The sequence below is a fragment of the Acinetobacter sp. 16 genome (assembly GCF_033439925.1).
Taxonomy (GTDB): Bacteria; Pseudomonadota; Gammaproteobacteria; order Pseudomonadales; family Moraxellaceae; genus Acinetobacter; species Acinetobacter junii.
This window is the reverse complement of sequence record NZ_CP137746.1, coordinates 2,985,494-3,003,791: the sequence shown is the minus strand read 5'-3', so window position 1 is coordinate 3,003,791 and position 18,298 is coordinate 2,985,494. Positions and strand designations below refer to the sequence as shown.

General features: G+C 40.3%; 19 protein-coding genes. 12 read left to right on the top strand and 7 right to left on the bottom strand.

Features of this window, described 5'->3' with window-relative positions:
- Nucleotides 1-18 precede the first annotated feature (18 nt).
- Together R2H34_RS14575 and R2H34_RS14570 are read left to right on the top strand one after the other, a co-directional pair.
- Complete coding sequence (locus R2H34_RS14575; RefSeq protein ID WP_004964357.1) at nucleotides 19-837, top strand: NAD-dependent epimerase/dehydratase family protein; 819 nt, start codon at nucleotides 19-21, stop codon at nucleotides 835-837.
- Between the two features lie 124 nt (nucleotides 838-961).
- On the top strand, nucleotides 962-1,927 hold the full coding sequence (locus tag R2H34_RS14570; protein WP_004964356.1) for a putative solute-binding protein: 966 nt from the start codon (nucleotides 962-964) through the stop codon (nucleotides 1,925-1,927).
- A gap of 51 nt (nucleotides 1,928-1,978) precedes the next feature.
- On the opposite strand, the gene plsB is transcribed toward R2H34_RS14570, so the two are convergent.
- Nucleotides 1,979-4,534, bottom strand: a complete 2,556-nt coding sequence (plsB, locus tag R2H34_RS14565) for a glycerol-3-phosphate 1-O-acyltransferase PlsB (protein WP_125297284.1) — start codon at nucleotides 4,532-4,534, stop codon at nucleotides 1,979-1,981.
- A 354-nt stretch (nucleotides 4,535-4,888) separates the two neighbouring features.
- Here plsB and R2H34_RS14560 point away from each other — a divergent pair, with 354 nt between their 5' ends.
- Together R2H34_RS14560 and R2H34_RS14555 are read left to right on the top strand one after the other, a co-directional pair.
- On the top strand, nucleotides 4,889-5,761 hold the full coding sequence (locus R2H34_RS14560) for an acyl-CoA thioesterase (protein WP_004964352.1): 873 nt from the start codon (nucleotides 4,889-4,891) through the stop codon (nucleotides 5,759-5,761).
- 141 nt (nucleotides 5,762-5,902) lie between these two features.
- On the top strand, nucleotides 5,903-7,144 hold the full coding sequence (locus R2H34_RS14555) for a dicarboxylate/amino acid:cation symporter (protein ID WP_282896698.1): 1,242 nt from the start codon (nucleotides 5,903-5,905) through the stop codon (nucleotides 7,142-7,144).
- A 59-nt stretch (nucleotides 7,145-7,203) separates the two neighbouring features.
- Here the strand turns inward: R2H34_RS14555 and R2H34_RS14550 are convergent, their stop codons facing one another.
- The 6 genes from R2H34_RS14550 to R2H34_RS14525 form a co-directional block, all read right to left on the bottom strand.
- Nucleotides 7,204-8,148, bottom strand: a complete 945-nt coding sequence (locus tag R2H34_RS14550) for a metal-dependent hydrolase (RefSeq protein ID WP_282896697.1) — start codon at nucleotides 8,146-8,148, stop codon at nucleotides 7,204-7,206.
- A gap of 128 nt (nucleotides 8,149-8,276) precedes the next feature.
- Nucleotides 8,277-9,053, bottom strand: a complete 777-nt coding sequence (gene yihA / locus R2H34_RS14545; RefSeq protein WP_004951767.1) for a ribosome biogenesis GTP-binding protein YihA/YsxC — start codon at nucleotides 9,051-9,053, stop codon at nucleotides 8,277-8,279.
- Nucleotides 9,054-9,131: 78 nt separating this feature from the next.
- Nucleotides 9,132-9,584 carry an RrF2 family transcriptional regulator gene (locus R2H34_RS14540; protein WP_282896696.1) on the bottom strand — a complete coding sequence of 151 codons (453 nt, stop codon included), beginning with the start codon at nucleotides 9,582-9,584 and terminating at the stop codon, nucleotides 9,132-9,134.
- 77 nt (nucleotides 9,585-9,661) lie between these two features.
- Entirely contained in the window at nucleotides 9,662-10,873 is a 1,212-nt protein-coding gene (gene hmpA, locus R2H34_RS14535; protein ID WP_279675935.1) for an NO-inducible flavohemoprotein, read from the bottom strand.
- 136 nt (nucleotides 10,874-11,009) lie between these two features.
- Nucleotides 11,010-12,557, bottom strand: coding sequence for a helicase HerA-like domain-containing protein (locus R2H34_RS14530; protein WP_004964340.1), 1,548 nt, complete (start codon nucleotides 12,555-12,557; stop codon nucleotides 11,010-11,012).
- A 19-nt stretch (nucleotides 12,558-12,576) separates the two neighbouring features.
- On the bottom strand, nucleotides 12,577-13,770 hold the full coding sequence (locus tag R2H34_RS14525; protein ID WP_004964337.1) for a PLP-dependent transferase: 1,194 nt from the start codon (nucleotides 13,768-13,770) through the stop codon (nucleotides 12,577-12,579).
- A gap of 167 nt (nucleotides 13,771-13,937) precedes the next feature.
- On the opposite strand from R2H34_RS14525, the gene R2H34_RS14520 reads away from it, so the two are divergent.
- The 8 genes from R2H34_RS14520 to rplV all read left to right on the top strand — a co-directional run bounded on the left by R2H34_RS14520 (nucleotide 13,938) and on the right by rplV (nucleotide 18,298).
- On the top strand, nucleotides 13,938-14,666 hold the full coding sequence (locus tag R2H34_RS14520) for a type 1 glutamine amidotransferase (protein ID WP_004909373.1): 729 nt from the start codon (nucleotides 13,938-13,940) through the stop codon (nucleotides 14,664-14,666).
- A 227-nt stretch (nucleotides 14,667-14,893) separates the two neighbouring features.
- The gene (gene rpsJ, locus R2H34_RS14515) at nucleotides 14,894-15,205 is read left to right on the top strand and encodes a 30S ribosomal protein S10 (protein ID WP_000070912.1); all 312 of its coding nucleotides are present in this window, start codon (nucleotides 14,894-14,896) and stop codon (nucleotides 15,203-15,205) included.
- Nucleotides 15,206-15,262: 57 nt separating this feature from the next.
- Nucleotides 15,263-15,901, top strand: coding sequence for a 50S ribosomal protein L3 (gene rplC / locus R2H34_RS14510; protein WP_004909372.1), 639 nt, complete (start codon nucleotides 15,263-15,265; stop codon nucleotides 15,899-15,901).
- A gap of 11 nt (nucleotides 15,902-15,912) precedes the next feature.
- Nucleotides 15,913-16,515, top strand: coding sequence for a 50S ribosomal protein L4 (gene rplD, locus R2H34_RS14505; RefSeq protein WP_004909368.1), 603 nt, complete (start codon nucleotides 15,913-15,915; stop codon nucleotides 16,513-16,515).
- Nucleotides 16,512-16,832, top strand: coding sequence for a 50S ribosomal protein L23 (rplW, locus tag R2H34_RS14500; protein ID WP_004877633.1), 321 nt, complete (start codon nucleotides 16,512-16,514; stop codon nucleotides 16,830-16,832). Before rplD ends, rplW begins: the two co-directional genes overlap by 4 nt.
- Nucleotides 16,833-16,843: 11 nt before the next feature.
- Nucleotides 16,844-17,668: a 50S ribosomal protein L2 gene (gene rplB / locus R2H34_RS14495; RefSeq protein WP_004909365.1), complete on the top strand. Its 825-nt coding sequence runs from the start codon at nucleotides 16,844-16,846 to the stop codon at nucleotides 17,666-17,668.
- Nucleotides 17,669-17,681: 13 nt separating this feature from the next.
- A complete protein-coding gene (rpsS, locus tag R2H34_RS14490; RefSeq protein ID WP_004641066.1) occupies nucleotides 17,682-17,957 on the top strand; it encodes a 30S ribosomal protein S19 in 276 nt (91 codons plus the stop codon).
- Nucleotides 17,958-17,968: 11 nt separating this feature from the next.
- Nucleotides 17,969-18,298, top strand: coding sequence for a 50S ribosomal protein L22 (gene rplV / locus R2H34_RS14485; protein WP_004683272.1), 330 nt, complete (start codon nucleotides 17,969-17,971; stop codon nucleotides 18,296-18,298).

Sequence of the window (18,298 nt, the reverse complement as noted above, 5' to 3'; positions counted from 1 at the left end):
TTTTGGTCAAGGATCGGTATGCATATTTTATTTATTGGTTATGGTAAAACATCTCAGCGTGTCGCTAAACACTTATTTGAGCAAGGTCACCACATTAGCACAATTAGCCGTACTGAAAAAACAGATCATTACGCAACACACCATATTCAAGATGCCCATCATCTTGATTTAAGTGAATTTGAACCAATCGATGTGGTATATGTGATTCTTTCACCAAGTGAAAGTGGAATTGATGCTTATCAACATACCTATGTCGATAGTGTGGAACCAATTGCTAAAGCTTTACAACATCATCCTGTCAAACGGATCATTATCGTTTCTTCAACACGCGTTTATGGTGAGAACGCAGGAGAGCTTGTGGATGATGAGTCTGATATACGTCCAATAGATGAACAAGGTGAGCTGTTACGAAAAATGGAGTTGTTATGGCAATCCTGCTATCCACAACAGGCTGTGATTGTTCGTCCAACAGGTATTTATGGTGTATCCGTTGAGCGTTTAAAAAGGCTTGCCCAGCGCACACAGAACTATCCGACGATTCACTTTAGTAACCGTATTCATATAAATGATTTAGCTCGTTTTTTAGCTTTGTTGGCGACTTTGGAAAGTCCTGAATCAAGTTATATTCTCAGTAATAATAGACCTATTGCGATGCATGAAATTTTGCTTTGGTTTCAGCGAAAATTAGGTTTGACAGCATTGAAATTGGAGTCTGAACAGCACACTGGAAAGCGTATTTATGCGACTCGAATTGCTAAAACTGGTTTTGAATTTGACCATTTGATTTGCTTTAATGACTATGAAGCCGCGCTGTTCGTACATATTAATGAAAAATAATTAGATTAAACTGCGATCATGATTGAAAAGTTGGTATGAATCTTGATTGATAATTACCAACACATTCCGTTAAGGAACTGCCTAAGTTTGCACGTAGTTTGCAGTGAGGCATTGAAGGTTGTATATGAGAAAAATAATTTATTTAATTTTGCTGTTATTTATGGGAACAACAAGCTGGGCTGGTGAGCAGGTTTGGTGTGTTTTTGAGCCTTTGAGTTCTAAAGGCGATATCAGTCGTCGTTTGCAAGATATGCAAAGCCAAGTTCAATTAAAATTCAGCTATTTTAAAATTGAAAAAGATGCGATTCAGGCTTTTGAGCAAAATAAATGTACAGGTTTAATCGCATCAAACTTTAATACCTACCGCTACAACTCATTTATGGGAAGCACTGGTGGAATTGGCTTAATTTCGAATAATCGTGTTGCACGAATGTTTTTGCAACTTATGAATAATCCGAATGTTGAAAAAAGAATGATCAGTTCGAAGTATGAAGTGGTTGGTATGATTCCGATCGGAACGGCATATATGATCATGAATACTCAACAGATCAGTAAAGTATCCCAACTCAAAAACAAGCGCATAGGGATTCTAGAAGATAACCCACCACAACAAGCTTTAGTACAAAGTGTTGCTGCTAAAGCGACTTATGTTGATTTTTCAAATGCAATTGATTTATTTAAACAGCATAAGATTGATATTCTAGCGGCGCCTGCTTATGGAATTTTACCCTACAATCTCAAGAAAGAGTTTGGTGAAGCGACACAGGTTGTGAATTTCCCAGTTGCTTATTTTGCAATGAATATTGTGATTAAACCAAAATCATATCCTGCAAATTTTGGGCATCATGTTCGTACATGGTTTGTCAAAAATAGTAATGTATTGGCCGCACAGGCGATTCAATCGGAAAATCACTTGCCAGCGTATTATTGGGCTGATATTTCGGGTTATGAAAAGCAGGGCTATGAGGCGCTGGTTGCTAAGATTCGTAATCGTTATGTGGATTCAGGTTACTACGATGCCTATTTTGTCGAGCTAATCAAACGACTCAGATGTCTAGATGATCCGAAATATTTAGAATGCCGCAAATAAATTGGGTTAGCCAAATTTTTGACTAACCCATCAGAAGTGAATACCGAAACATTAAGCTTTTTTACGTTTCAAACGGCGTTTGGCCTGCTGTGAAGCCATTGCCTCCAGCGCTGTCGCCAGTTCCTCATCACTGAATGTGGTGATGTGCTGCAACATCTGCAGGGTCGCTTCGTCAAGCACCAACTGTGCGCCTGCCGCCATCTTACTAAAGTTGTCATCATATTCAATGAAGCCCTGTTCATTGTTGCGAATATAATTCTGCTGAGTTAGCACCTTAATAAAGCTTTGGAACAGTGCCTTGTCAAAGAACTCTGGTGAGTTGAACTCGTACAGCACAGACAGACGTTGACCCAATAAGTGACTCAGTTCCTCCACCTGTTTGGTGGAGATATTGCCAGAACCACGCTGGGTAATCAGCGCAAGCGTCATGTAGTAACGCTCTAAGCTTTGTTTAACTGGCATGCCTAAAGTCAAAAGTTTTTGATGCTCTTCACTGTTTGGTGTTGGGCTAAATAAGTTGCCATCATGATCTTGGAAAATTAGACCAATTTTAACAAGTGCGTTGATATAGTTATCTATATGCTGTTGCAGTTCAGCTGGCTGCCATTTCATGAACAGTTCAGCTTTCAGGAATGGATACAAGGTACGGATGACGTTGCTTAAATCGGTCTTGTTAATTTTACCGTTGTGCTCAACCAATGATGCAACCAGTGATGGTAAGACAAAAGCATGTAAGATGTTATTACGGAAATAGGTTAATAAAACGGCTTGATTGTCTTCTATGGCAATAATATCACCTAGAACATGCTGCACACGTTTGATCAGTTTGAGCTTTAGACCATAAGCAATGATTTCTTTACCTGATAAAGAAGTGACTTGCGTGCGTTCATCATACGGTTGTTGAGTCGCTAAATCACGATAAATATCAAGTTGTTTGGCACAGATCTCTTCATCTAATGTATGTTTTGGTGTTGCTAATAAGATCAAAGATAATAATGAAACAGGGTTGATCACCACCGCACGGTTGATATTTTCCAGAATCAGGTTGGCTGAGCTTGACACCACACTGGAAATTTCTGCTGGAATTGGCGCATCATTTTTTTCGATCTGAATTTTATCTGCATTATGCTGCTTTAAAATATCATCAAGGAAAACAGGTTCACCAAAATTGACGTGTACCTTGCCAAAAATTCTTTCAATTTTACGTAAAGTTTTGACGATGCCAAAAATTGATTCTGCTTCTTTTGGCTTACCCTGCATCTCACCGACATAAGTTGAACCTTCCATCAGGCGTTCGTAGCCGATATATGTTGGAACAAAAACAATTGGCTTGGCGCGACCGCGTAAATGACCATGTACGGTCATTGCAAGCATGCCTGTCTTCGGTGGTAGCAAGCGACCGGTACGTGAACGACCACCTTCAATGAAGTACTCGATAGGCGTATTGCGTGATAGAATGCTGTATAAATATTCTTTGAGTACAGATGTATATAGTGCATTACCGCGGAAAGATCGGCGTATGAAAAATGCACCACCTCCACGTAATAACTGACCTACAAAAGGTAAGTTTAGGTTATCACCCGCAGCAATATATGGAATCATCAAGCCACGTTTGTAAATCACATAAGACAGTAATAAATAGTCAATATGGCTACGGTGGCAGGGTGTGTAAATAATTTCATAGTCTTTCGCAAGTTCGCGAACTGTACTGAAATTATGAACTTCAACGCCGTCATACAGTTGTGTCCATAATCGTGTTAAAGCCATATCTGCGAAGCGTACTGCTGACGCTGAATAATCAGAAACGATTTCATTGACATAGCCAATTGCGCGGCGTTCTGCCTCAAGCATACTGATTTTATGCTGAATGCTTTCACGACGGATGGCATCCTGTACATCGGGTGCCTTAATGATAGACTGCATCACGTTGCGGCGGTCTGACAAGTCAGGCCCAAGTACCACTTCGCGTTGCTGGTCTAGGTAGCCATCTAGTGAACTTGCGATATACGTGGCAGGAGAGATGTTTGGATGATGTCTCTTGGCATAATCTACCAGTTCACGCAAGGATTGCGGTGCATGGAACTCTAAATAAGACTCACGACCATGTAGACCAATATTGACCAGTTGTTTGACTGTCCCAGGCGTTGCCCAAGTATCGGAGAACAACAGTTTAAACCATGAATCCTCTTTATCTGGTGAACGTCCCCAAAGTACTGTAACGGGAACTAATTGAACATCTACTTCTTGATTTTGTTCTAATGCTTCGATCAACTGTAGAAGGCGTGGGGGATATGTTTGAGTATTAAAAAAGTTATTTTCATTCTGATGCAAAAATAGAATCGAGTTTTTTTCATGATACGTCCCGAAACTCAAGGCATCCAAAGCAGGTTTTAGATGAAGGCGGCGAGTTTCACCATCTACAACCAGTGCGTTACTACGTGAATAATTTTGTAAAACATAGCAGACCAGCTTGTTTGAATCCTGTTTCTCTTGCTCTACTGCGGTGGATTCTGTAGGAACTTCACCAAGAACATGTGGGGTGACCACAAGGTCAAGTAACTTACTCGAAAGTTGGCGATACATTTGACCAAATCCAGTCTTGGACATTACAAACTCCTAAATCATAATCCTGACAGTAAGTCATGATGAGCACGACATTCTGCGTTATTCTGACATAAAACGATATGTTATTTTCTGACAAAATATAGCGTATTTGGTAGATTTTATCGTTAAAAATCGTATTTTTAGCGGTTATAAATAAGAATAACGTGACGGACAAATCATTTTATCCTGAGTATATTTATGGGAATTTATGGCACAATCAAGTCAGGCTGCTCATAACGGTTGATCTGAATTGTCCTGAATTCACCTTGTGCATGAGCTAAAAGCAGTGTTTTATTGTGGCACTATATTGTGCCTTATGCCTGGGTTGATTTTTCCTGATTGATGGATGGTAATTACATGAATGTTTTGACTCAAGAACTCGTTGAACTATTGACGCTGGAACGGATTGAAGAACATATCTTTCGGGGCAACAGCCGCAATCTGGTTGGTAAACGGGTATTTGGTGGGCAGGTTCTGGGTCAGGCGTTAAGGGCCGCATCCTACACTACAGATCGTCCAGCACATTCGTTGCATGCTTATTTTTTATATGGTGGTGATGTCGATGCACCGATCATTTATGAAGTTGATCCATTGCGAGATGGTAAAAGTTTTGCAAGTCGACAAGTGCGTGCGATCCAACATGGACGTACAATTTTTTCTGCAATGGTCTCTTTTGCCAATCCAGAAGAAGGCTTAAATTATCAACATAAAGAACCAGAGTATCCGAGTCCTGAAGAGCTGAAGTCTGAGAAAGAATTAAAGGAAAGTATGCTCAATTTCGTGCCTGAAAATGTTCGCGCCAGCTTTATGCGTGAACGTCATGTTGAAATTAAACCGATTCAGCCTATGAATCCGTTTCAACCTCAGCCGGAAGCTCCTTTTTACGCACACTATATTCGTACTCATGATCGAATCCCATCGAACATTGATGAAATTTCACTTCATCAAGCGATTGTTGCGTTTTATTCTGACTTTACCTTGATGACTACAGCATTGCGTCCACATGGTCTGTCTTGGATTTCCCCAAATCTACAATGTGCTAGTATTGATCATACGATTTATTTCCATCGTCCTCTGCGTGCAGATGATTGGATGTTGTATGACATGGAGGCAACGATTAGTGCAAGTTCACGTGGCTTGAACTTTGGAAAAATGTGGCAAAACGGACAATTAGTCTGTAGTACAGTACAAGAAGGTTTGATTCGGCTCAGAGAAATAGAAACGCAATAATGTGAAATTATTCTGCATGAAATCGTATTAAAGCCATCATAATGATGGCTTTTTTGTCATAAGCTTGTGACAAAAAATTGCTCGATTCTTAGATTTGAGCATGCCATAGTAGCTGTACTGCATTCATTTTTAATACGCACAATGAATTTAAATACCCAAATTTTAATTGCAGCTATCGCGGGAGTAGGGTTAGGACTTTTATTGACTAGCTATCCTCAGGCTGATTTTGCTCAAACAACGTTATATGTTTTAGGTATTTTAAGTAGCATTTTTATTGGTTTGTTAAAGATGTTGCTGATCCCTTTGATATTTAGTTCTATCGTTGTAGGGGTTTCAAATTTACAAGCTGGAGGGGAGTTTGGTCGAGTTTGGAAGATTACCGCCTTGAGTTGTGTGACCACTACAACGCTTGCACTGATCTTAGGAATCAGTTGTGCACATCTTTTTGATGTTGGGAAGGGCGTTGATATCACACTTTTTCAGTCAGCAATGCAAAATCATCAAACGCCTGATACGCTTACACCTTCTAGTTTTCTTACCAATTTTATTCAAAATACCTTAATCAATCCTTTTAAAGCATTTAGTGAAGGGAATGTACTCGCTGTTGTGGTTTTTGCACTTTTCTTAGGCGTTGCTCTCGTTAAAGGTGGTGAGCGTTTTAATACAGTTCGTCAACTCAGCCAACAATTCTTTGAAATGATGATGATGCTTGTCAGTTGGGTAATGAAACTCGCGCCGCTTGGGATTTTTGCATTATTGGCGAAGTTGATTGCGACTGAGGATTTATCTGTATTAAGTCGTCTTGCTGAGTTTGCATTTGTGGTGACTGGAACAACGATTTTTCATGGTTTAGTAGTTTTGCCTACACTGCTTTGGATTTTTGGAAAAATGAATCCTCTGACGTTCTTCAGAGGTGCGCGAGCTGCATTGGTGACGGCATTTGCAACAAGCTCTAGTTCAGCGACCATGCCACTGAGTATGCGTTGCGCACAAGAGAATTTAGGGGTAAGACCGCAAACGGCAGGCTTTGTAATTCCTTTGGGTACGCAGTTAAATATGGACGGTACCGCACTTTATGAGGCTGCAGCTGCACTTTTTATTGCCAATTTAATGGGTTTGGATTTAACCCTAACCCAACAGTTTATCGTTTGTCTCACCGCAATGATTGCATCATTAGGTGCGCCAGGGATTCCAAGTGCGGGCATGGTAACGATGATAATGGTGTTGCAATCAGTTGGTTTACCTGCGGAAGCGATTGCAATTTTACTGCCGATAGATCGGTTGCTGGATACCGTTCGAACGGTAGTTAATGTACAGGGAGATATGATGATCAGTGTGGTTGTCGATCGTTATGCAAAGCAAACGGAAATAGAGCCAAGTTAATCGAGTTGTACGGACATAAAAAAAGCAGGAGAAAACTCCTGCTTTTTCTTTCTCTTCACTTATGCAGCATGTTGTAGTGCACGCTTAGCAGCAGGTGAATTATTTAAATAATTCACAGCATCTTTGGTACTTCCTTCTTTCACAGGATCATACCAAGGCATCAAATAATCAATTTGTTGTGATACTAACCAGATTGGATTTGGAAGAATTTGATTGTCTTTACGACTAATCTTATACCATTCCAACCATATCCAAGGTTTGAATATACTTGTTTTTTTATCTGCAAAACGAGGATCTTGGCTCATGATGTGAGCAGCACCATCTACCCACAAACCAAGTACCAGAACGATTACCGCAACGCTGAGGTAGTAACGTGCAATATAGCTACCACCTAAATGACGATAAAGATCAAATGCTACGGTACGGTGTTCGATTTCTTCAGAACCATGCCATTTAATTAAATCGATCATCTCAGGATCAGCACCAAGTTCTCCCCAACGTTTGTTGTAGAGTGCGTATTTACCAAGAACACACGTCATGTGCTCAACGGTTGCAATCACACCTAGACGGAATAAATCCCATTGATGATCTAATATTTTAGGAACTTCTTTACCAAAAGGCTTATCAGCTAAAGCTTTGGTAAATAAGAAATCCATGATGTCTAAGTTGCGTTGAATATCGATGTTGCGTTGGCTGAGATATTCTTTATTCGCAGAGGTGTGAGCAACAGCATGCATCGCTTCTTGACGAATAAAAGCTTGTACATCTTCTTTTAATTTTTCATCAGTGATTTCAGGAAGTACTTTGTTGTACAAACGACAAAACCAGAACTCACCAGCAGGCAAAATATTATTAATTTCGTTAATAAAATAGCTAGCAAAAGGTTGATTTGGAATCCAATCTACAGGGGTTTTTTCCCAATCAAATTTTACTTTTCGAGGGAGAATTTTATAGTCAATCGAAGAACCAAGAACTTTGTTCTTCACAAATGATAGTAATTTCATCTTTAGTCCTAATCGATAGTGCAATGAACCAACACTAAGCAGTATATGAAAACTACCTAGTGTTTGTGTTTAGCAATTCAGGACAATTAAAAATTATTTTATGCATCAAGTTGCATGAAATGCATAATTTATTCTTTATCGTCAGTTTCTGATGCTTCTGGGATTTGATCGAGGTCAAATTCCACCGTTTGATCAAGTGTGTAATTTAAACGACCACCCATTACACTCGCTAACTCCTCTAGACCAATACGGTTAAGAGAAGAGAATAGTTGTATTGAGAAGTCGAGCTTCATTTTTTTCAATTGTTGTTTAACGTCGAGCAAGGTTTTATTTGCTGGACCTCGATTCAGTTTATCCGCTTTAGTGAGAAGAATATGAACAAACAAATGACGAGAATGCGCCCATTCCAACATCATTAAATCAAAGTGTTGTAAAGGATGGCGGATATCCATCAATAAAACTAAGCCTTGTAAGCTTTTGCGATGAATCAAATAATTTTCTAGTTCTTTTTGCCAAACAATTTTCATTGCTTCTGGTACAGCGGCATAGCCATAACCAGGTAAGTCTACCAAACGTTGATCAGGATTACCCAAGCTAAAAAAGTTGATCATTTGGGTACGACCTGGTCTTTTTGAAGCACGTGCCAATTGCTTTTTATTAGTTAAGGCATTAATCGCACTCGATTTTCCCGCATTTGAACGACCTGCAAATGCAATCTCATAGCCTGTATCTTCAACGCACAAAGCAAGTTTTGGTGCACTCATTAAAAATTCAGCTTGGCGTAACCAATTCAAAGACTGTACTGCATAAGCGGTTAATGCAGGATCAGTCTTTTTCTCATAACTGATTTTTTCTTTAGGTGCGAGTCTAGCTTTGGTGTCTTTCGATTTTTCACTACGGTGCATAGAAGCTTACTTTTGAATTTGAATAGCAATAAGCATTATAAAGGATGTATTGGATTCGTGCGAATCTTCATCCTAAATCTAAGCTTTTTGGACCAGTTCTAAGAATGTAATATCTGATCGAGTGGAAGATGGGAGTATACCGTGTTGAACCACTTCACCCAAAGTATATTGATCTAAGCTATGATAAAAGCTTTCAAGTGCTTGATCGAGAATGCCTTTCAGACCACATTGAGAGCGCAAGATGCAAGGGGGGGTATTGCATTCCACAATTTGCTGATGACCTTGTAAAACACGGACAATTTCACCAAGTCGAAGTGTCCGTGCTGACGGATTTAATCGAATTCCACCGCCTTTGCCTCGTGTAGTAACAATCCATTGTTGTTTACCCATGAAATGTACAATTTTAACGAGGTGGTTTTGTGAAACATGCAAATCTTTTGCAATATCAGCAATAGTGTAGGGTATCTCTCTCGGGCGGGCGACATACATCAGGATTCTGAGTGCATAATCTGTAAATTTATTGAGTTGCATTGTTTCACTCAATCTATTGCGATAAATAGAAAAGGCTAGTCTATCATAGGCTAGCCTTATACAAAACGCAGCATTAATTAGCTAAGTTTTACACCACCTGTGCCAAATGCTTCGCTATGAATATTTTCAGCAGGGATGCCTCGTGCAACAAGTGCTTTGTGTTGTTCAGCCATAAATGGCATCGGACCACATAAATAATAATCAGCAGTTGTTGGTAATAGTGCTGCATCCATAGACCCTAAATCTAAACGACCAGCTGCTTCATAATCCACGCCTAATACATCCCCATCATGTGGAAATTCATACGCCGTAAATGTGCTTAGACGAGGAAATTTAGCTTTAAGATCATGAATATGTTGTTTCATAGCATGAACTTGACTGCTACGACATGCATGTATAAACGTTACTGGTTGTGGCATATCTAAAGTAACTAATTGATTCAGCATAGCTATCATTGGGGTTAAACCTACACCACCACTGATAAATACATTACGTTTTTTACTATCTATCAGATAAAAGTTACCTGTAGGAGCAGAAACTTCGATTTCAGAACCTTCCGCTAAACTATGTAATGTATTTGATACCCAGCCTTCGGCAAGCTCACCTTTCGCATCTTCACGTTTCACTGAAATACGTAAATAGTCTGCTTGTGGACTTGTTGATAAAGTGTATTGACGAGGTTGTCTCAAATTGAGTTCTGGGACAAAAACACGTACTGAAATATATTGGCCAGCTTCGTAGTTTGGTAAATCACCGCCATCGACAGGTGCTAAATAAAACGACGTAATTTCGTCACTTTCAATCACTTTTTTAGCGATTTTAAAATTACGCCACCCTAACCAACTGCCTTTAGTTTGTTGATGTTGGTCGTAGATCGCTTTTTCAGTGCTGATAAACAAATCTGCTAGTTGTCCATAAGCGGCAGCCCATGCCGCAATCAAGGGATCTTCCATTGAGATATTCAGTACTTCACTGATCGAATGTAATAAATTTTCACCCACAATATTGTAATCAGGCGCTTGGATATTGAGGCTGACATGTTTATGAGCGATCAGTTCCACCACAGGCAAAAGCACAGATGGATCTTCAATATTTTCTGCGTACGCTAAAACAGCTCCTGCGAGTGCTTGAGCTTGAGCACCACTGCGTTGATGACCCATGTTAAAGGTTTCTTTGAGTGCAGGATTATTTCCTAACATACGATTATAGAAATAACCTGTTAATGCGACACCATTTTCACGTAAGACAGGAACAGTTGCTTTTACGAGTTCAATTTGCTGTGGAGTCATGAGTGATCTCTCTGGACTATCATTTTATAAGATATATTTAAAATACACCTTATAAAATGTATTTGCAATACATCTTATAATAAAAACCATAAAAAAGATAAGGGATAATTAATTATCCCTTATTTTTGAGATTTTTTTATTTTCCGAATAATGAGCCGAGTAATCCACGCACTATTTTTTGTCCAGTGCTACCACCTAAGCTTCGGGCAGCACTTTTTGCAAATGTACCGACAATGTCTTGTGTGAGCTTTTCACGATCACGTTGCGCTTTTTCTGCCGCTTTTTGTTGCTCTTTGGCAAATCGCTCTTGTTCTTTTGCTTGTTGCTTTGCGAGGGTTTCTTGTTCCTTTACTTGCTGCTTAGCGAGTTCGTCAGCTTGCTTTTGCTGAGACTGTTGTAATACTTTTTTCTGTAAAAGTTCGTAAGCGCTGTCACGATCTAAGGCTTGATCATAAACCCCAGCAACAATACTTTGCCCCATCATCACCTGTCGTTCTTCAGGGGTGATTGGGCTAAAAGAGGAATATGGGGGCATCACCCAACCACGCTCAACAATCTGAGGGGTGCCTTGTTCATCCAAACAACTAATCAAAGCCTCACCTACAGCTAGTTCAGTAATCGCTTGATCAACCTTAAAATCAGGATTGGCTCGGAAAGTGTCAGCTGCGGTTTTGACCGCTTTTTGATCTTTAGGTGTAAAAGCACGTAAAGCATGTTGTACTCGATTTCCGAGTTGACCTAGAACACTTTCTGGTAAATCAAGTGGGTTTTGAGTGATAAAGTAGATTCCTACACCCTTCGAGCGAATTAAACGAACCACTTGTTCAATTTTCTCTTGCAAAGCTGGACTAGCATTGGAAAACAATAAATGTGCTTCATCAAAGAAGAAGACAAGTTTAGGCTTATCCATATCGCCAACTTCGGGTAGTTGCTCAAATAATTCTGAGAGCATCCAAAGCAAGAATGTTGCATAAAGTTTTGGGGTATTCATCAACTTATCTGCAGCGAGAAGATTGATATAGCCATGACCTTGAGTATCTGTTTGAATAAAATCTAGAATATTCAAACTTGGTTCACCAAAAAACTGATCTCCACCTTGATCTGCTAACGCAAGCAGATTGCGTTGTATCGCACCAATACTGGCAGGAGAGAGATTGCCATACTCATTTTTCAGTTCAGCAGCATTTTCACTGACATAAGTTAGCATCGCCTTTAGATCTTTAAAGTCGATGAGGAGAAGCCCTTGATCATCTGCGATTCTAAATACTGCGGACAATACACCTTCTTGTGTATCGTTTAAATTTAGCATCTGCGCTAATAATAAAGGGCCTATTTCAGAAATTGTGGTTCGAATAGGGTGTCCTTGTTGACCAAATAGATCCCAGAAAATAACAGGTGAAGCTGCAAATGGAACAGAATCCAGATGCAGACTTTTAATGCGTTCATCAAATTTGGGGCTGCTTGAACCTGCTTTGGCTAGGCTTGAAACATCACCTTTCGCATCTGCTAGAAAAACAGGGACACCGATACGAGAAAAACTCTCAGCAAGTACTTTTAGAGTTACTGTTTTTCCTGTACCGGTTGCACCAGCAATCAGACCATGGCGGTTAGCAAATTGAGAATGTAGAACAATATCTTGTGTTGTATCTGTGGTTTTTTTTGCAATTACGATGGTTGTACTCATTCTTCACCTATTATAAGAGTCATTCCAGTTGTTTTAATGCGTTTTGAATATCTTGAATTAAATCCGCAGGATCTTCTAGTCCTATACAGAAACGAACCAATAAACCTTGTTGTAAATGTGTATTTTCCAATGCACGCATCTGTTTTAAATCATAGAGCATCACCAAACTTACAGGTCCACCCCAACTAAAACCAAGTTTGAATAGTTTTAAGTTATCGCAAAATCTACGAACTGCATGCATATCATATCTTGAATCAAAGATTACACTTGCCAAGCCAGCACTCTTGCCTGTGGTGCAAACCTCTTTCCAAAATTGATGTCCAGCTGAATCAGAAAGACTTGGGTGTAAAACTTGAGTAAATTGAGGCTGTTGTTTTAGCCAATCTAATAATCTTAGTGTGCTTTGAGATTGCTGTTCATAACGTAGCGACATATGCGCCAAACTACGTTGAATTTGCGCAGTATCATCACCTGAAACAGATATGCCTTGGATTGCATGCATGCGATAAAGTTTATGATGTAAATTTTGATCGCGTGTTACAACCGAGCCCATGAGGATGTCTCCACCACCACTTGGATATTTGGTAAGAGCGTGTACTGTTACATCAACCGATAAATGTTCATCAGAGAAATCAAATGCATTAAATGCCAGACCAGCCCCCCAAGTGTTATCTAGGGCGGTGAGGAGATTAAATTGCTTGGCTTTTTTGACTAGTTTTTTTAAATCAGGAAATTCTAAACTGACAGAACCAGCTGCTTCGAGCCAAATTAGCTTCGCTTTTTCTGAAGGTGTGAAACTATCAATATCAATCGGATTATAAACTTTAACTTGAATGCCATAACGAGTTTGAAGGTTGTTGAGGTGCTCTAAATTTGGACCATAAATATTATCTGCAATCCATACCTCATCGCCTGAATTTAAAAGAGTACTATTGACTAAATTGATCGCAGATAAACCACTCGGTGCAAGTAAGCTAAACAAACCGCCTTCAATTTGAGCGATGTTATCGCCTAGCGTAAATGTTGTTGGTGTGCCATGTGTGCCGTAGCTATAGTCATAGGGATCTGTCCAATGACGATCAAAAAGGTGCGATGTGCTTTTAAAAATAATGGTAGATGCACGATATAGGGGAGGTTGAACAGTTTCTATATATTGAGGGGCTTTTCTTGGTGCGTGAATAAGGTTGGTTTGTGCATTTTGGTGCTTAGTCATGGTGCTAAATCAAATCAATAGATGGATTTAGGTTAAGAGAAAAACAACAATTCTGCTAGTTGTTCAGGTGTTTTGTACACAATCGTTACAGATCAAATAGATTGAATGAAACTGGCTTTATTTTTGCTAAGACTTAATATCATTCTAACGATAATAGGTTTTAGCGCATGAAGTCGCATTTAAGAGTGCATTATTTTCAGCACATCGCAGGTGAAGGTTTTGGTAGTTGTTACAATTTCTTGAAAGCACATAAAGCAAAAATCACGGCAACAGAGTTTTTTGCTTTGCCCGTCGACCTGCCATTGGAATTGGAAGCATTGCCACATGTAGATGAGGTGGATTTGTTAATTATCATGGGTGGTACGATGAGTGTGAATGATGAAGCAAATTACCCATGGTTAAAATTGGAAAAAAGATGGTTGCGTCGTTATTTGGCATCAGGAAAGCCTGCTATAGGCTTATGTCTCGGTGGGCAGTTAATTGCAAATGCACTTGGTGCTGCGGTTAGCCGTAATCAATATCAAGAGTTGGGGTGGATGGATGTTGGTCGAGCTTCACACATACCTGAAAATTGTTTTCAAATTCCAGAGAAAATTAACATTATGCAATGGCATAGCGAGACCTTTGAAATACCTAGAGGTGGTATCCGTTTAGCAGAAAATGAAGTATGTAGAAATCAACTTTATCAAATCGGTCGTAATGTTTTAGGTTTTCAGTTTCATCCCGAAATGACGCCACATGCATTGCAATTGTTGATCGAAAATGAAGAAGACATGGCTGTGTTTAATGGGGAATTTGTTCAATCAATCGCTGAGCTCAAAAAAACAAACCAAAATAAATTTCAACAAGGCAACGATTTGCTTAATCAAGCAATTGAATATGTTGTAAGCGCTTAAATTGATTTTTTAACGGTAAAAAATAAAAGAAGAATTGCATAAGACTTAAACAATCGCTATAATGGGCGACCCTCAAATGGAGGGCGTTTTCTACGAAGAAAGTAGTTAACGCATTACAGTCGTGGCATCGATCACGACCATAGTGATTTTCACTGCCCTTGACACTTGCCAAAAGGTGAGGTGCGTCATGGGTGATTCTTTATATATTTGGCTTGGAGTTTACTGGTATGTCTAACCAGAGAATTCGTATCCGTTTGAAGTCTTTTGATCATCGTCTGATTGATCAATCTGCTCAAGAGATCGTAGAAACCGCTAAGCGTACTGGCGCACAAGTGTGTGGTCCAATTCCGATGCCTACTCGCATCGAACGCTTCAACGTTCTTACTTCACCACACGTCAACAAAGACGCTCGTGATCAGTACGAAATCCGCACCTATAAGCGTTTGATCGACATCGTTCAACCTACAGATAAAACTGTTGATGCATTGATGAAGTTGGATCTTGCTGCTGGTGTTGATGTTCAGATCGCTTTGGGTTAAGGCTTTCGGTTAATTAACTCTAAGTTAATTAAGCCGCTTTTTTAGAGGTTTATGCACATGGCTATTGGTTTAGTCGGTCGCAAATGTGGTATGACTCGCATCTTTACAGATGCTGGTGTATCTGTACCTGTTACAGTTATCGAAGTCGATCCAAACCGCATTACGCAAATCAAAACACTTGAAACTGATGGTTATCAAGCAATTCAAGTAACTACTGGTGAACGTCGCGAATCGCGCGTAACTAGCGCTCAGAAAGGTCACTTTGCGAAAGCTGGTGTTGCTGCTGGTCGTTTAGTTAAAGAGTTCCGTGTTACTGAAGCTGAGCTTGAAGGTCGTGAAGTTGGTGGTTCTATCGGTGTTGACTTGTTCACTGTTGGTCAAATTGTTGACGTAACTGGTCAGTCTAAAGGTAAAGGCTTCCAAGGTGGTGTTAAGCGTTGGAACTTCCGTACGCAAGATGCTACACATGGTAACTCTGTATCTCACCGTGTTTTAGGTTCTACAGGTCAAAACCAAACACCTGGTCGCGTGTTCAAAGGCAAGAAAATGGCTGGTCACTTAGGTGATGAACGCGTAACAGTTCAAGGTCTTGAAATTGTATCTATTGACGCTGAACGTTCAGTTTTAGTTGTTAAGGGTGCTATTCCTGGTTCAACTGGCGGCGACGTTATCGTGCGTCCTACCATCAAGGCCTGAGGGGAAATACTGTGAATTTAAAAACTGTTTCCGGCTCTGCTGTTGAATTGTCTGAAGTTGCTTTCGGACGTGAATTTAACGAAGCTCTTGTACACCAAGTTGTTACAGCTTACTTAGCTGGTGGTCGTCAAGGTACTCGTGCTCACAAATCACGTGCAGATGTTTCTGGCGGTGGTAAAAAGCCATTCCGTCAAAAAGGTACTGGTCGCGCTCGTGCTGGTTCTATTCGTAGCCCAATCTGGGTAGGTGGTGGTAAAACTTTTGCTGCTCGCCCACAAGATTGGTCTCAAAAAGTTAACCGCAAAATGTACCGCGGTGCAATGCAATGTATCTTAGCTGAACTTGTTCGCCAAGATCGTCTTGTATTAGTTGAAGAGTTTGCTGTTGCGGCTCCAAAAACTAAAGAATTGCTTGCAAAACTTAACGACTTAAATGCAACTCGTGCATTGATCGTTACAGATGCTGTAGATGAGAACTTGTATCTTGCAGCTCGCAACCTCCCACATGTAGATGTGGTGGACGCAACTGCAATTGATCCTGTTAGCTTGATCGCATTCGATAAAGTTGTCATGTCTGTAGCTGCTGCTAAGAAAATTGAGGTAGAACTCGGATGAACAACGAACGTTTATATCAAGTCCTACAAGGACCAGTATTCTCAGAAAAAGCACAAGTTTTAGGTGATACTGCTGGTGTTCAAGTATTTAAAGTTGCATTAAATGCAAACAAGCTTGAAATCAAGAAAGCAGTTGAGCAGCTCTTTGGTGTTGAAGTTGTGAAAGTAAATACAACGATCACTAAAGGTAAAACAAAACGCTTTGGTCGTACATTAGGACGTCGTTCTGATGTTAAAAAAGCATACGTCACCCTGAAAGCTGGCCAAGATGTAGAAATGGCTGACTTGGGCGATACCGCTGAAAACGCAGCGGAGTAAGGACGAAAATTATGCCGATTCAAAAATGTAAGCCAACGTCTCCAGGACGTCGCTTTGTAGAGAAAGTGGTTCATGACCATCTTCACAAAGGCGCACCTTATGCACCGTTGGTTGAAGCTAAAAAACGTACTGGTGGTCGTAACAACAACGGTCACATTACGACTCGTCACGTTGGTGGTGGACACAAACAACACTATCGTCTCGTTGACTTTAAACGTAACAAAGATGGTATTCCAGCGACTGTAGAGCGTATTGAATATGATCCTAACCGTACTGCACACATTGCATTAGTTTTGTATGCTGACGGTGAGCGTCGTTACATCATCGCACCTAAAGGTTTGCGTGCTGGCGATAAAGTACAATCTGGTAACGATGCTCCAATTCGTCCAGGTAACTGCTTACCGCTTCGTAATATGCCTATCGGTTCTACACTTCACAACGTTGAACTTAAAATCGGTAAAGGTGCTCAATTAGCACGTTCTGCTGGTACTTCAGTTCAGTTGTTAGGTCGTGATGGTTCTTACGCAATCGTTCGTTTACGTTCTGGTGAAATGCGTAAAATCCACGTTGAATGTCGTGCTGTAATTGGTGAAGTTTCTAACCAAGAAAGCAACCTTCGTTCATTGGGTAAAGCTGGTGCTTCACGCTGGCGCGGTGTTCGTCCTACTGTTCGTGGTATGGCGATGAACCCGGTTGACCATCCACACGGTGGTGGTGAAGGGCGTAGCAAAGGTATTCAACCTGTAAGCCCATGGGGTCAAAAAGCTAAAGGGTACAAGACACGTACCAATAAGCGTACGACTAAGATGATTATTCGCGACCGTCGCGTCAAGTAAAGGAATCTGAATAATGCCTCGTTCATTAAAAAAAGGTCCATTCGTCGACGCACACTTGTTCGCTAAAGTTGAAGCAGCAATTGCAGCTAACAACCGTAAGCCGATCAAGACTTGGTCACGTCGTTCAATGATCCTTCCAGATTTTGTTGGTTTAACAATTTCTGTTCACAATGGTCGTAACCATGTTCCAGTAATTGTTACTGAGCATATGGTTGGTCATAAGCTTGGTGAATTCGCACCAACTCGTACCTATCGTGGTCACGGTGTTGATAAGAAGTCTAAACGTTAATAGGTGCTATGATGGAAGTAACTGCAAAATTACGCGGTGCCGCTATCTCGGCACAAAAAGCACGTTTAGTTGCTGATTTGATCCGTGGTAAATCGGTTGCGCGCGCGCTAGATATTTTGAACTTCAGCAACAAAAAAGCAGCTGTGCTTGTTAAAAAAGCGCTTGAATCTGCAATTGCAAATGCTGAACACAACAACAGCTTAGATGTTGACGATCTTAAAGTAACTACGATTTACGTTGATGAAGGTATGAGCCTTAAACGTATTTTGCCACGTGCTAAAGGCCGTGCGGATCGTATTACAAAGCGTACTTGTCACATCACCGTTAAGGTAGGGGTTTGA

Excerpts from the sequence above, each read along its gene's own strand:
- R2H34_RS14575 (WP_004964357.1), top strand. The coding sequence starts at position 19 with ATGCATATTTTATTTATTGGTTATGGTAAAACATCTCAGCGTGTCGCT.
- R2H34_RS14570 (WP_004964356.1), top strand. The coding sequence starts at position 962 with ATGAGAAAAATAATTTATTTAATTTTGCTGTTATTTATGGGAACAACA.
- plsB (WP_125297284.1), bottom strand. The coding sequence starts at position 4,534 with ATGTCCAAGACTGGATTTGGTCAAATGTATCGCCAACTTTCGAGTAAG.
- R2H34_RS14560 (WP_004964352.1), top strand. The coding sequence starts at position 4,889 with ATGAATGTTTTGACTCAAGAACTCGTTGAACTATTGACGCTGGAACGG.
- R2H34_RS14555 (WP_282896698.1), top strand. The coding sequence starts at position 5,903 with ATGAATTTAAATACCCAAATTTTAATTGCAGCTATCGCGGGAGTAGGG.
- R2H34_RS14550 (WP_282896697.1), bottom strand. The coding sequence starts at position 8,148 with ATGAAATTACTATCATTTGTGAAGAACAAAGTTCTTGGTTCTTCGATT.
- yihA (WP_004951767.1), bottom strand. The coding sequence starts at position 9,053 with ATGCACCGTAGTGAAAAATCGAAAGACACCAAAGCTAGACTCGCACCT.
- R2H34_RS14540 (WP_282896696.1), bottom strand. The coding sequence starts at position 9,584 with ATGCAACTCAATAAATTTACAGATTATGCACTCAGAATCCTGATGTAT.
- hmpA (WP_279675935.1), bottom strand. The coding sequence starts at position 10,873 with ATGACTCCACAGCAAATTGAACTCGTAAAAGCAACTGTTCCTGTCTTA.
- R2H34_RS14530 (WP_004964340.1), bottom strand. The coding sequence starts at position 12,557 with ATGAGTACAACCATCGTAATTGCAAAAAAAACCACAGATACAACACAA.
- R2H34_RS14525 (WP_004964337.1), bottom strand. The coding sequence starts at position 13,770 with ATGACTAAGCACCAAAATGCACAAACCAACCTTATTCACGCACCAAGA.
- R2H34_RS14520 (WP_004909373.1), top strand. The coding sequence starts at position 13,938 with ATGAAGTCGCATTTAAGAGTGCATTATTTTCAGCACATCGCAGGTGAA.
- rpsJ (WP_000070912.1), top strand. The coding sequence starts at position 14,894 with ATGTCTAACCAGAGAATTCGTATCCGTTTGAAGTCTTTTGATCATCGT.
- rplC (WP_004909372.1), top strand. The coding sequence starts at position 15,263 with ATGGCTATTGGTTTAGTCGGTCGCAAATGTGGTATGACTCGCATCTTT.
- rplW (WP_004877633.1), top strand. The coding sequence starts at position 16,512 with ATGAACAACGAACGTTTATATCAAGTCCTACAAGGACCAGTATTCTCA.
- rplB (WP_004909365.1), top strand. The coding sequence starts at position 16,844 with ATGCCGATTCAAAAATGTAAGCCAACGTCTCCAGGACGTCGCTTTGTA.
- rpsS (WP_004641066.1), top strand. The coding sequence starts at position 17,682 with ATGCCTCGTTCATTAAAAAAAGGTCCATTCGTCGACGCACACTTGTTC.
- rplV (WP_004683272.1), top strand. The coding sequence starts at position 17,969 with ATGGAAGTAACTGCAAAATTACGCGGTGCCGCTATCTCGGCACAAAAA.